The 12,133-nt window shown below is 64.0% G+C and carries 13 protein-coding genes; 10 read left to right on the forward strand and 3 right to left on the reverse strand.

Annotated features, from left to right (window positions below; translation table 11 throughout):
• Positions 1-159 precede the first annotated feature (159 nt).
• The 3 genes from ACRVY7_RS09360 to ACRVY7_RS09370 all read left to right on the forward strand — a co-directional run bounded on the left by ACRVY7_RS09360 (position 160) and on the right by ACRVY7_RS09370 (position 2,460).
• The gene (locus tag ACRVY7_RS09360) at positions 160-1,020 is read left to right on the forward strand and encodes a COG4705 family protein (RefSeq protein WP_431816846.1); all 861 of its coding nucleotides are present in this window, start codon (positions 160-162) and stop codon (positions 1,018-1,020) included.
• A gap of 26 nt (positions 1,021-1,046) precedes the next feature.
• Positions 1,047-1,751 (forward strand): metal-dependent transcriptional regulator, encoded by a 705-nt coding sequence (locus tag ACRVY7_RS09365; RefSeq protein ID WP_431816847.1) that lies wholly within the window; start codon positions 1,047-1,049, stop codon positions 1,749-1,751.
• Between the two features lie 220 nt (positions 1,752-1,971).
• Positions 1,972-2,460 (forward strand): hypothetical protein, encoded by a 489-nt coding sequence (locus ACRVY7_RS09370; RefSeq protein WP_431816848.1) that lies wholly within the window; start codon positions 1,972-1,974, stop codon positions 2,458-2,460.
• A gap of 80 nt (positions 2,461-2,540) precedes the next feature.
• Here the strand turns inward: ACRVY7_RS09370 and ACRVY7_RS09375 are convergent, their stop codons facing one another.
• Positions 2,541-3,242, reverse strand: coding sequence for an IclR family transcriptional regulator (locus tag ACRVY7_RS09375; RefSeq protein WP_431816849.1), 702 nt, complete (start codon positions 3,240-3,242; stop codon positions 2,541-2,543).
• A 64-nt stretch (positions 3,243-3,306) separates the two neighbouring features.
• Here ACRVY7_RS09375 and ACRVY7_RS09380 point away from each other — a divergent pair, with 64 nt between their 5' ends.
• The gene (locus ACRVY7_RS09380) at positions 3,307-4,677 is read left to right on the forward strand and encodes a CoA transferase (protein ID WP_431816850.1); all 1,371 of its coding nucleotides are present in this window, start codon (positions 3,307-3,309) and stop codon (positions 4,675-4,677) included.
• 10 nt (positions 4,678-4,687) lie between these two features.
• Here ACRVY7_RS09380 and ACRVY7_RS09385 read toward each other — a convergent pair whose 3' ends face one another.
• Entirely contained in the window at positions 4,688-5,119 is a 432-nt protein-coding gene (locus ACRVY7_RS09385) for a MarR family winged helix-turn-helix transcriptional regulator (protein WP_431816851.1), read from the reverse strand.
• A gap of 62 nt (positions 5,120-5,181) precedes the next feature.
• On the opposite strand from ACRVY7_RS09385, the gene ACRVY7_RS09390 reads away from it, so the two are divergent.
• Both ACRVY7_RS09390 and ACRVY7_RS09395 read left to right on the forward strand, forming a co-directional pair.
• Positions 5,182-5,580 (forward strand): hypothetical protein, encoded by a 399-nt coding sequence (locus ACRVY7_RS09390; RefSeq protein ID WP_431816852.1) that lies wholly within the window; start codon positions 5,182-5,184, stop codon positions 5,578-5,580.
• Positions 5,581-5,640: 60 nt separating this feature from the next.
• A complete protein-coding gene (locus ACRVY7_RS09395) occupies positions 5,641-6,324 on the forward strand; it encodes a type 1 glutamine amidotransferase domain-containing protein (RefSeq protein ID WP_064865910.1) in 684 nt (227 codons plus the stop codon).
• 422 nt (positions 6,325-6,746) lie between these two features.
• On the opposite strand, the gene ACRVY7_RS09400 is transcribed toward ACRVY7_RS09395, so the two are convergent.
• A complete protein-coding gene (locus ACRVY7_RS09400) occupies positions 6,747-8,210 on the reverse strand; it encodes an MFS transporter (protein ID WP_431816853.1) in 1,464 nt (487 codons plus the stop codon).
• A gap of 173 nt (positions 8,211-8,383) precedes the next feature.
• Between ACRVY7_RS09400 and ACRVY7_RS09405 the strand changes: the two genes are divergently transcribed.
• The 4 genes from ACRVY7_RS09405 (at position 8,384) to ACRVY7_RS09420 (ending at position 12,115) form a co-directional block, all read left to right on the forward strand.
• A complete protein-coding gene (locus ACRVY7_RS09405; protein WP_431816854.1) occupies positions 8,384-9,352 on the forward strand; it encodes a serine hydrolase in 969 nt (322 codons plus the stop codon).
• The gene (locus ACRVY7_RS09410; RefSeq protein ID WP_431816855.1) at positions 9,349-9,828 is read left to right on the forward strand and encodes an ArsR/SmtB family transcription factor; all 480 of its coding nucleotides are present in this window, start codon (positions 9,349-9,351) and stop codon (positions 9,826-9,828) included. Before ACRVY7_RS09405 ends, ACRVY7_RS09410 begins: the two co-directional genes overlap by 4 nt.
• 43 nt (positions 9,829-9,871) lie before the next feature.
• Entirely contained in the window at positions 9,872-10,882 is a 1,011-nt protein-coding gene (locus ACRVY7_RS09415) for an acrylyl-CoA reductase family protein (RefSeq protein WP_064865918.1), read from the forward strand.
• A 114-nt stretch (positions 10,883-10,996) separates the two neighbouring features.
• Complete coding sequence (locus ACRVY7_RS09420) at positions 10,997-12,115, forward strand: LuxR C-terminal-related transcriptional regulator (protein WP_431816856.1); 1,119 nt, start codon at positions 10,997-10,999, stop codon at positions 12,113-12,115.
• The last annotated feature ends 18 nt before the right edge of the window (positions 12,116-12,133 follow it).

Below are 12,133 nucleotides of genomic sequence, written 5' to 3' on the forward strand. Positions count from 1 at the left end.
TGCTGAGTCCGATTCGCAGCCGTGCCGCGGCCTCAATACTGTTGACTGCGTCGGTGATTCGGCGCGGACGCGGAGTCCTTCAATCACCCTTTGTACAAGCGGCTTTCGCGACGACGCGCAAGCGCGTCTCCCTTCCGGAAACCTACGATAGGAATCTCTATGTCGGAGTCCTCTCACGACGCTTCGGCGTCAGTGGCGCCTACCGAAGCGAAGTCGCCGAGCCGAATTCGTGTCGGCCTGAACGAGCAGCTGGCCATCAAGGTGCCCGCGATCGGCGTCATGTTCTGGGTTGTCAAGATCGTGACAACCGGTATGGGAGAGGCGATGTCGGACTATCTGGCGACATTCGGTCTTGCGGTTCCGGTGGTCGTGGGCGTCGTCTGGATGGGTATGAGCTTGTGGCTGCAGCTCCGGTCGCGTGCCTACCACGCACCCACCTATTGGTTCGCGGTAGCGGGAGTGGCAGTGTTCGGCACGGTCGTTGCCGACGGGCTGCACGTCGTCGGACTGTCCACAACGGAAACAAGTCTTGGCTACGCGATCGCACTCGGACTGTGGATGACACTGTGGTACCGAACCGAACACACGCTCAACATCCATGAGATCACCACGCGACGAAGAGAGATCTTCTACTGGGGCACAGTCCTGTTGACCTTCGCGCTCGGGACAGCGTTGGGAGACTGGAGCGCATTCTTCCTCGGATTGGGATTCGCCGGCTCCATCGTGCTCTACGCATGTCTCATGGTGGTGCCCGGCGTGGGCTGGAAGTACCTCCACCTCAACGCCGTCGCCGCCTTCTGGACCGCTTACGTGCTCACCCGCCCGCTTGGTGCGTCGGTGGCTGATTGGCTCGGCAAGCCGCAACCGATCGGACTGGGTTTCGGCGACGGTGTCGTCGCCATCGGATCGCTCGTCCTTGCGACGATTCTCGTCGCATTTCTCTGGCTGACCGGGTCCGATGACCCTAACGATTCCGCACCTCGTGCCTGGCCTCTCCAGCGCACACTCAGGGTCTCCTAAGCTCACCACCGGCATCATGCTCGCTGATGACAACACAGGTTACGGCGACCGTCGCAAACTACCTTCGCACCATCTTCGACCTTGAGGAAGATCGCGTGGAGGTTCGTCGCGCACGCATCGCCGAACGCACAGGGAACAGCAAAGCATCTGTCGCCCAGATGCTTCGGAGAATGAGAGATCAAGAGTTGCTCGACTTTACCGACGAGCGGCTCGTGGTTCCCACCAAGGCGGGGCGCGATCTCGGCGTCGCGTTGACCAGGCGGCACCGACTTGCCGAGAGGATGCTGGTCGACGTCGTCGGCCTACCTCGCTTACAGGCTCACCGAGTTGCGTCGGGCTGGGAGCTGTCCATGGACAAAGCCACCGAAACTCAACTCATGCACCTGTTGCGGTACCCAACCACCGATGCCTGGGGAAATCCGATACCCGCACTCTGGCAACTAGGCTTTCACGATAGCCCGATCCTGCTACCCGGCCTCCCACTGTCCGAGGCCATACGTGACACAGGCTCCGCCAGACTATCGGTGCAAGCGTTCTCCGAGCATGTGCTCAACGACGAATCCGCCATCACACGTCTGCTTGAAGCAGGCATCGAACCGGGCGCAACCATAGTCGCCAGAAAGCAGGGCGCTGCCGTGTCCGTATCCGGCGACGAATCAGTCGAGCTTCCACCACAATTGGCGGCCTCGATTCGTGTGACGCTGCTCGGCGCCGCGGACACGGACGCATAGACCCACTGATCGCCGCGGTCGCGCGACCGTCTCCCGATCGACAAATGTGTGTCGAATCGAAGGATGTGTGTGCTGCAGCGCCCACATCCTCACGTAAGACACACATTTACCGCACCCCTTCGACGCCAGACGCGCCCATGGTCGCGCCCGCTTTACAACGGAAATGCCACGCATCCGCGCAATCGGCTAACACATCCCGCCCCGATCTCGACAGACCAGTATGGGACACCTCAAAAAGCTCGGCGCGGCGGCTGCGGCGACCGCGATCATCGGCTCGGGCATCACCGCAGGCACCGCCTCGGCGTCGATCTTTCACAACGGTCCTGGCGGTGGATTCCAAACCTCCGCGGCCCCCTGTACAGGCATCAGCCCCAACGTGATCGATCTTCCCTACTTCGGGAGAATCTTTGTGTCGCAATCCAATCCGCTCCGAAGCGGCTATGCCGACATCCGGATCGACGCGAACATGTCGGTCTGGGGCTATACCAACCTGATCGACGTCCGCTGGCGGAACCTCGGCACCGGCAAGACCGGGCAGTTACGCGGCCAACTCGGCGTGCGCCTCTCCGACGGTGGCACGATGAAGACGTTCGAGGGCGTGAATACCGGCCCGGGCCGCGTCCGCATCGAATTCCGCCCGACCAATCGGGGCGCACTGCTGACCACACCGGCCACCTCGCAGTGCTCAGACGTGTTCACCATCCGATAGCGCACCCAGATGTGTGTCTTATTGAAGGAGTTGGGTGCTGCAGCACCCAACTCCTTACGCAAGACACACATCTATAGACCTCACTTGCCGGCGAGCCACTCCCGCGCCCGCCGCGCGGCCTTGTCCACGCCCCGCCCGGTGCCGGTTCGAGGACCCACCACCACAACGACGCCGACCAGCAGCCCGCGCTCGAACACCGGAACACCAGCGGCGCGGATCTCGGGATCGGCGAGCCCGTCGCTGAGTGCATAACCGCGACGTCGAATCGCGGCGACCTCACGCTGGAAACCAGCGGCGTCGGCCGGTCCGGCGTGAATCGCCAATAATCGGTCGCGCTCACCGTCGTCGGCGAAAGCCAGGAACGCACGCCCGGCCGCCGTGCGAAGTAGTGGTCGCGGGCGGTACTCCCCGACCACGGCTTCTGCATGCTTCGACACCTCGCCGACGCTCCCGAGGTACACGACGTCGGAGCCGACGAGCACGGCAAGCGCCACCGGCAGACCCGTGTACTCCGCCAGCGTCGCGAGCCCATCTGCGTCAATCGGCGGCGCATCGGCATGGGCCGCGATCAGCCGCAACGTCATCAGCCGCGGCCCCAGACGGTACCTGCGGTCGGATCGAACCAGGTATCCACACGACACCAGGTCATCGAGCAGATCCGACGTCGATGACACCGGTGCGTCCACAGAACGCGCAATCGCGCTCAGTGACAACGGTTTCGACGCACGCGCGACCTCTTCCAGTACCCGGTCGGCTCGCACGACGGCGCGTTGTCCACCCACGCCGACATCTTACGTATATTCGGAAGATCACCAGCGGTGCAGCCTCGACGCGAAGACTGAAGCCATGCCAACCACTTCGCCGCGCGTCTCCGACATCGTCGACGGCCTGACCGCGCTCACGGGAACCGACGTCGGCCCGACGCGCATCTCCGGAGCCGACCCGATCACACCATCACCCCACCGAATCGGCGACGCATCGGCAGCCGCGATCGCGGCGTTCGGCGCCCAGATCTCAGCGCTGGGTGACAGCTCGGGAGTGTCCGTCAGTGTCTCCGACGCCGTCGACCAATTGCGTGCCGCATACCTGACGACGATCAACGGTCAATCAACCGGATCGGTCGCAGAAGACCCGACTGCACTGCGCAACAACGACTTCTATCGCACTGCCGACGGCTGGACGTTCTTGATCACCACCTTTCCGCACCAACGCGACGCCGTCTGCTCCGTCCTGAACTGCCCGCCGACAAAGGAGCGAATCGCGCAGGCCGCTCTCGCATGGGATTGCGTTGCCCTCGAAGAGGCCGTGGTTGCGGCGGGCGGCGTTGCGGCCGCAGCACGAACCGCCGAACAGTGGGCCGCGTCGCCGGTGGGTATCGACGTCGCACGACGACCGGTCATCGACCTGGAACGCATCGACGACTCCGACCCCGAATCCCTCACCGCACCCCGAGAATGGCCGCCGCTGAATGGCGTTCGAGTTGTGGATATGACTCACGTGATTGCCGGCCCGGTGAGCACCGAACTGCTGGCCGCTTTCGGAGCCGACGTCGTGCACGTCACCCGACCCGACCTCGTCGACCCGCACCCCATGCCTGCGCTCACCGGTGGCGGAAAACGCAACGCGTACTGCGATATTCGCGACCCAGACCAGTTGGCCGAACTCACCGATCTGATCGCCGACGCCGACGTCTTCGTGAACGCCTACCGCGGCCTACAGCGCCACGGCCTCGATGCCGAGCACCTCGCGCAGCGACGACCGGGCATCATCGTCGTCGAATACCACTGCTGGGGCTCCGACGGACCGTGGGGAGACCGCGGCGGATTCGACCAACTTGCTTGTTCAGCAACCGGTTTCAGCCTGGAAGAGGGGCGCGGCGGGCCGCCGACACTACCCCCGACGCACCTCCTCAACGACTATCTGGCCGCTTACCTCGGCGCGACGGGAATCGTTGCCGCGCTTCGTCGTCGACAATCCGAGGGCGGTTCATGGAGGGTGCGCGTGCGACTAGCGCGCGTGTGCACCTGGGTGCAATCCCTCGGCGCGTCGAGCGCCGCCCCCGACACCGACTGGGGCACAAGGTCAATCGATCTGACGACAGTCGACGGTCCGTTCGGCCGTATCGACGAACCGGTCATCCCCATCATTTTCGACGGCATGCCCACGCCGCGACCGCTACCCGCGCGCCCGCTCGGCACATCCCCACTGGCGTGGTGACAACACAGCACTAGCCACCGAGCCGGGACAGGTACCCCAGCAGAGTCGACATCTCGGCGTCGTCCAAGGCGCCGAACACCTCACGCTGAACCGCCGCAATCACTTGTTCCAATTCAGCCAGCGTGTGTTCGCCCAAAGCGGTCAGCGACACCAGCTTTCGTTGCCGGTGTGCTGGATCGGGTGCTCGCTCGACCATCCCTCGTGACTCGAGGTCGCGGACCGTCACCGCGACGTCTCGACGGTCGAGTTCTGCCGCACGGCCGAGTTCCGTCTGACTCACCGGACCGAGGTCGGCGACGACAGCGAGAACGCGAAACTCGTAGCCCGTGACGCCCTCCGTGCGCAGTCGCTCGTGCAGCACCTGATGCGAACGCGCAGCGACGCGCGAGAGCTGCCACGTCGGCAGGTCGGTTAGTCGATGCGGCGTCGAAGAATCACTCACTGTTGGTACCACCAATGGTCTGCTACTGTTGGTCACACCAACGGTACACGCGGGAGGTTCCCATGACACGCTCACTGCCCCAGATCATCGGCTCTACCGAGAGCGCGCTCGGCGCACTCCTCGATCACGCACTGGCACCACTCCCAGCCCTCGGTCGAGACGAGTGGATCTACCTGAACATGAGCCTCGCCGGTGCACCACTTCCTGCGATCGCGACAACCCTGCAGCAGTCCGTCGAATCCGTAGAGCGCATACGAATCACGCTCCAACACAACGGAATCCTCGACGCCGCAGGTGCACTCACCAGTGCCGGCAATGACCTACTCACCGCCGCACGCGAATCCGTCAGCGCAGCAACGACGCAACTGACCGCCGACATCGACGCATCCGACATCGAGACCACCGCCAGGACTCTCGAACTCGTCCAACAGCGAGCTCGCACGCAGACCACGGCCGGTTGACACTGCTTACATTCGCCCCTAACGTCGGATCAACACACCACCGACGGAAGGCCGCACGCGATGGTCACACGGATACTCAACGTCGTCACCAACGTGAGCCACTACGACGATCCATCGCACGCCACCGGCCTGTGGTTGTCCGAGTTGACCCACGCGTGGGAGATCTTCGACGACGCCGGCTATGAACAGACTCTTGTCAGCCCAGCGGGTGGACACTCACCGCTCGAACCGCGGTCGCTGAAGTTTCCGAATTACGACAAGACCGCGAAGGCATGGCGCGCCGACCCCGACCGCATGGCGCTCCTCGACACCACCGCGGCTCCCGACGACATCGACTCCGCCGACTTCGACGCCATCTTCTTCACCGGCGGCCACGCGGTGATGTACGACTTCCCCGACAGTGTTGGGCTGCAACGCATCACCCGCGAGATCTTCGAGCGAGGCGGAGTGGTCGCATCGGTCTGCCACGGCTACTGCGGACTACTGAACACCACGTTGTCCGACGGCTCGCTGCTCGTTGCCGGCCGTGATGTCACCGGATTCGCCTGGCAGGAAGAGGTTCTCGCACGGGTCAACAAGCTGGTGCCGTACAACGCCGAAGAGGAGATGCGCAGCCGCGGCGCCAATTACCAGAAGGCGAAACTGCCGTTCGTCTCCTACACCGTCGTCGACGGTCGCCTTGTCACCGGCCAGAACCCCGGATCAGCGAAAGAGACTGCGCAGAAGGTGGTTTCGGTCCTCTGAACACGCCACAGCGACCGGGGGTCCTCCAGAGATAACCGATGCGGCCCGTGGGAGCTCACAGATTCCCCCGTCCCAGGAATTTTCGCCAGCACGTGATCCGTCCGAGTACGTTCCGGGTCGCTCCCGTTTTCAGTCATTTTCAGATATGCCCGGCGGCAAAAGCCCAGGTCGGCTCGTCGGGATCGTTCAGAAATGACTGAAAACGGGAGAGCCGAGACAGCCGGCTACCCCCAGACAGCGAAACACTCCCTCATCTGCGTAGATGAGGGAGTGTTTCTGGCGGCGGCGAGATGGGGTGTTGCCCAATCGTCGTCATCGCCTTGACAATCTGGTGGCTAACCAGAGCTTCTGGATAGTCCTTCGGCTTTCAGTCGCTCGCCAACCCCTCTGACTGTTGGCGCTGGCTAACGTCGTCGCGTCCCCTAGTGAGCTTCCTCGGCGTTGCGGGAGTTGGTCAGCGTGAGGGCGCCGATGCCCGCGATCACGCCGACGACGATCCCCAGCACGACATACGTGATGCTCTCCCCGTGGAAGAACGTGTCGGTGAAGGCCGCAGTCCACTTCCCCTCCGGTAGGTGCGCCGCAACGAGCGTCGCGAGCATCGTGCCGACGATCGCCGTGCCGACGCTGCTACCGACCTCCTGCGCAGTGTCGTTGAGCGCGGTGCCGATCGACGTCTGGTTCTCGGGCATCGCGTCGACGAGTGCGATCGCACAGATCGTCATGACCGTCCGCAATCCGAAGGTCATCACGACCATGAAGATCGCGATCGCGAGATACCCGTGCGTGACACCCCAGCCGAGACCCGCGGTGCCCACTGCGAGCGCCATCGCGCCGATGAAGCAGGTCATCCGGTGACCGAAACGGGTGATCAGCGCCTCCGACAGCGGTGTTGCGAGGAGCATCGTCGCGATCATCGGCAGGTTGGCCAGACCGGCCTTCATCGGACTCCAGCCGTAGGCGTACTGGAAGTGCAGGATGAGTCCGAACATCACGCTGGCCATCGCGATTGCGCTGCCGACCTGGGCGATCGTCGCACCGCGCACGGTGCCGTTGCGGAACAGGGAGAGGTTCAACATCGGCGCTGCACTTCGCCGTTCATGCCAGACGAATGCCGCACCTGCGACCACCGCGCCGATGATCGACGCCAGCGTCATCGCCGACGCCCAGCCGTGGTCGACGCCGCTGGTCAGCGACCAGCACGCGAGGCCGATCGTCGCGATACTCAGCAGCGCTCCCGGGATGTCGAGTTTGTAGTCGGTGAGGTCTTCACGACGATCCGACGCGACGCCGAACCAGATGCCGATGCCTGCGATGAGCGCGATCGGCGCATTGACGACGAGCAGCCATTCCCACCGCACGTGAGCAAGCGCGGAGCCACCCAGTATCGGACCGAGCACGAATCCGGCCATGCCGACGACGATCATCACGGTCATCGCGCGCATGCGCAGCTTCTGGTCATCGAAGAGACGGAAGACCAGCGAGTTGGTGATCGGGGCCATCATCGCGGCGGCGACGCCGAGAGCGGCTCGCAACGCGATCAGTTCGGTCGTCGAGTTCACGAGCACGACCAGCAGGCTGAGCAGCCCGAACGCGGCCAGACCGATCATCAGGACGCGTCGTCGACCGAATCTGTCCGCGATCGAGCCCGCGGTGAGCAGCAGCCCGCCGAAGGTGAGCGAGTACGCACCGGTGATCCACTGCAGCGCAGTGGTGCTACTGCCGAGGTCGCGACCGATAGTCGGCAGCGCGATCGAGAGCAGTGTGTTGTCGACCATCTCGACGAAGAAGGCCAGGCAGAGCGCAGCAAGCGGTATGGCTGCTGCGGCGAGAGACGTATAGGTGCGCGACGGACTCTGCGTCGCGGCATCAGTGGTGGTTGCCATGACAGCACCTCCTATCAGTAGTCAGGATTTGTTGACACTGACGCTAGGGAGCTGCGCTTACGCGGCCCTGCCGTCGCCTGTCGTCGGCCTGACAGTCGATAACTCGATGGTTGCGGCGACACAAACTGTTCGATAGTTTCGTAGTTACGTACTTACGAACTTGAGGAGTTCCGATGCGCCCCGCTTCCTACCTCGCATTCGTGCTGGCCGTAGCCGTGGGTCTCTTCACCCCCGCGTACGCCCCCGCCGCACTCCCTTCCGAAGCCTCGATGTGCGCTCCACCCGCACAGCCGAACGTCGCCACCGTGCCCGGCTGGATCGGGTACCTCGCCGCCCATCGCAGCAACTACGCACTGACGGTCCGTCCCCTCGACGGCGACCCGATCACGCACAACGCCGACGTGCAGTTCCCCGCGGCGTCGTCGATCAAACTCATCCATCTCGCGGCGTATTCGCGGGCGGTTGCCGACGGCCGGCTCGACCCGGAAGCGCGTGTCCCCGTCACGGATTGGCAGCGCTGGTACGTCCCGCTCGACGGCGGAGCGCACGTTCGAGCGCTCGAGTACCTCCGGATTCCCGCAAGCGAGGGCATCCCGCTCGACCCCTCGGCCACGGTGACCTACCGCCAACTCGCCGACGTGATGATCCGCTTCTCCGACTCCGCAGCTCCCGACCTGCTTCGTAACACGCTGGGCGACAACGCGTTACGTGACGTCATAGTGCGCTACGGATTCACCGGTCCGGTACCGAGCCTCTTCGACACGTACCTCGCTATCGCCAATCCTCTTCGACCACAGACTGATTCGTATCTCGAGGCGACGTCTAACGCGCTCAGCGCACTGATGACGAGCTTGGCCGACGGCTCGTTCGGGCCTGGCGCAGAGCTTGCGCGCCGCCATCTCGAATACCAGGGACCGATGCCCGACGGCTCGGTGCTCGGATTCAAGGGCGGCAGCCTCCCCGGAGTGATCACCGAGGTCTTCGAATACCGCACGCCCGACGGCAGGATCGGGACCGGCACGCTGATGGTCCGCGGCGTCTCCCAGCGCGACGCCGAGGCCGACAAGTTCACCCACCAGAAACTGCTCCTCGCAGCCATCACCGATCGCGACGTCGGACACGCGCTACGGTGCTTGGGGTGAGCAGTGATCCGTCCGACGACCTCGCAGCCCGAGTCGCGCGCCTCGAAGCGGCGGTCTTCGCCGCGGGCGACCGCATGGACAGCGAACCGGACTCGGCCGCTGAGGGCCTGTCGGGCATGCTCGAATACTCCGGCAGCGTCGACTTCACCGGACCTGTCACCTGGAACATCGCCTATTCGGCCGACGCGACGCTCGATCTCGCGCCGGAGACGACTGCGAACGTGTTCGCCGCACTCGGCCATCCCGCACGCGTCGAGATCGTGCGCATCCTGGCACGCGGCAACGCCTCGGTCGCACATCTGCAGGAGTCAGGCGACTTCGGAACATCGGGTCAGCTTTACCACCACCTGAAGATCCTGACCGCGGCGTCGATCGTCACCAAAGTCGGTCGCAACGACTACGGAATCACCCCGACGCACCTGGTCCCGGTGCTGATCTGTCTGCTCGCCGCAGGCGACATCGGAGGATTGCTCTGACCTACGCTGGATTTCGACGACCCATGACGATTCGAGGAGCACAATGACGCGCACCCTGCCCGATCAGTTCACCGTCCTGATGGCCCGCGAGTCCGACGGCGAAATCACCTTGGCAAGCGAGCAACTCGACGCCACCCAACTGCCCGACGGCGAGGTGACGATCGCTGTCGACTACTCCGGCGTCAATTACAAGGACGCACTCGCTGTCACACCGCGAGGCGGCGTCGTCCGCGACTACCCCATCGTGCCGGGCATCGACCTCGCCGGCGAGGTGATCGCATCGTCGACACTCGACTTCGCCCCCGGCGATCGCGTTGTGGCACATGGCGGTCCGATCGGAACCGCGCAACACGGCGGTTATGCCGCCTACGCACGGGTCCCCGCCGCGCAGGTCGTACGACTCGACACCCTCTCGACGCGCGAAGCCGCCGCCATCGGCACGGCGGGGTTCACCGCGGCACTCAGCGTTGTCGCGCTTCTCGACCGCGGGCTCACCCCGGACGACGGCCCCGTGGTGGTCACCGGAGCCAGTGGCGGAGTCGGCTCGGTGAGCGTCGATCTCCTCAGCGCGCTCGGGTTCTCGGTCACCGCATCAAGTGGAAAGTCCGACGCCGCAGCGCTATTGACCGAGCTCGGCGCGACGTCGGTTGTCGGCCGACTCGTCGACGACGACACCAAGATTCGTCCGCTCGGGAAGTCGCAGTGGGCGGGCGCAGTCGATTGTGTCGGCGGCAAGACACTCGCCTACGTGTTGTCGACGATGAATCACAGCGGCTCGGTAGCCGCGAGCGGTCTCACCGGAGGCGCCGACCTCCCCACCACCGTCATGCCCTTCATCCTGCGCGGCGTAGCGCTCCTCGGAATCGACTCGGTGTCCATCGGACCCGAGCTTCGCCGGTCGGTCTGGGCACGCCTCGAAACCGACTTGCGCCCAGCCCATCTCGATCGACTCATCACCGAGATCGGGGTCGACGACCTAGACGGCTCACTCGCCGAGATACGGGCGGGCCGAACGACGGGACGAACCGTTGTGCCTATCAGCGCTCAGAGCTGAGCTGCAGCGGCGGCGTCATGCAACCTGCGCCTTGGTGGTCAGATCCTGCTCCTGTGAAGAAGGTGCTGGTGATCGGTACCAGACACGCGGAAGCAGTGCCTATACTGATGAGTCATGCGTCACACTATTCGCGTCCACCATCCCAGCGAACTGTGCCCGCGCAACGGTCAACCAGACATTCTCGAACTCCTCAGAGAGCGACCTGGCAGCGACGATTCTGTGGACTCTGGGCCCTCCGCACTTCTCGCTGATGCGTGGGATGAGGTGGCTTCCGCACTGCAGGCTCAGATCGGCGAGCCATCTCCAGAACTCGCCAGGGCCCTCACTCGTCTGCAGAGCATCGATCAGTTGCTACTGCACACAGTCGACACGATCGGGGCGCGGCTCACCCCTGTGATTGCACAGTTGGAAGCGCTGCCCTGCGACGTCTCGACGATTGTTCAGTCCGCGCCCCGGTTGGTTTGCAGCCTTGGGTTCGATAGAGCCGTGATCTCCAGCGTGATCGACGGAATGTGGACATCGGAGCTCGCCTATATACCCGACGAACCCGATTGGTCGAATGAGATCAATCGCGCCGGCCGAGAACAGCCCCAGCAGCTCGACGCAGGTCTGCACGAGACCGAGATCGTGCGGCGCCAGGTCGGATTGCTGGTCACGGAGGTCCAGGAGGACCCGCGGGTCAACAGGCCCATTGCGGAAGCCTCCGAATGCGACTCCTATGTCGCCGTTCCGGTGATGTCGCAAGGACGCGTCCGCGGGTTTATCCATGCCGACCGTTTTCGCTCGAGAAGCGAACTCACAGCGGGTGATTGTCAGCTGCTGAGTGCCTTCACCCAGAGTCTGCAACTGGCGCTCGGACGAGCGCAGTTGCACGAGCAGCTCACCTCGGTTCGTTCTGGACTGCAGATGATGACTGAAAGTCTCTCCCCCGCAAGTGAGTTCACAACGATGATCGATGGAACAGGTCGCGCTCTGGTCCGCGACGAGCCATCAGTCGCACCGGAGTCCGTCCGAGACATTCGATCTTCGACGCGACGCCTCGAGCGCGCCGGACTCACAGCGCGAGAGCGTGAAGTACTCGAGCTCATGGCACAGGGACTGACCAACGACGGTATAGCCAACACCCTGGTCATTTCGGTAGGCACGGTCAAGCACCACGTCAAGCACGTACTGCGAAAGTTGCAGGCGCAGAACCGGTCCGAGGCCGCCGCCGTATGGCATCAAGCTCAGTGAGCTCGATGCCCGGTCAAT

Origin of the sequence: Gordonia jacobaea, assembly GCF_965344965.1 — a bacterium.
In the GTDB taxonomy this organism is placed as follows: domain Bacteria; phylum Actinomycetota; class Actinomycetes; order Mycobacteriales; family Mycobacteriaceae; genus Gordonia; species Gordonia jacobaea.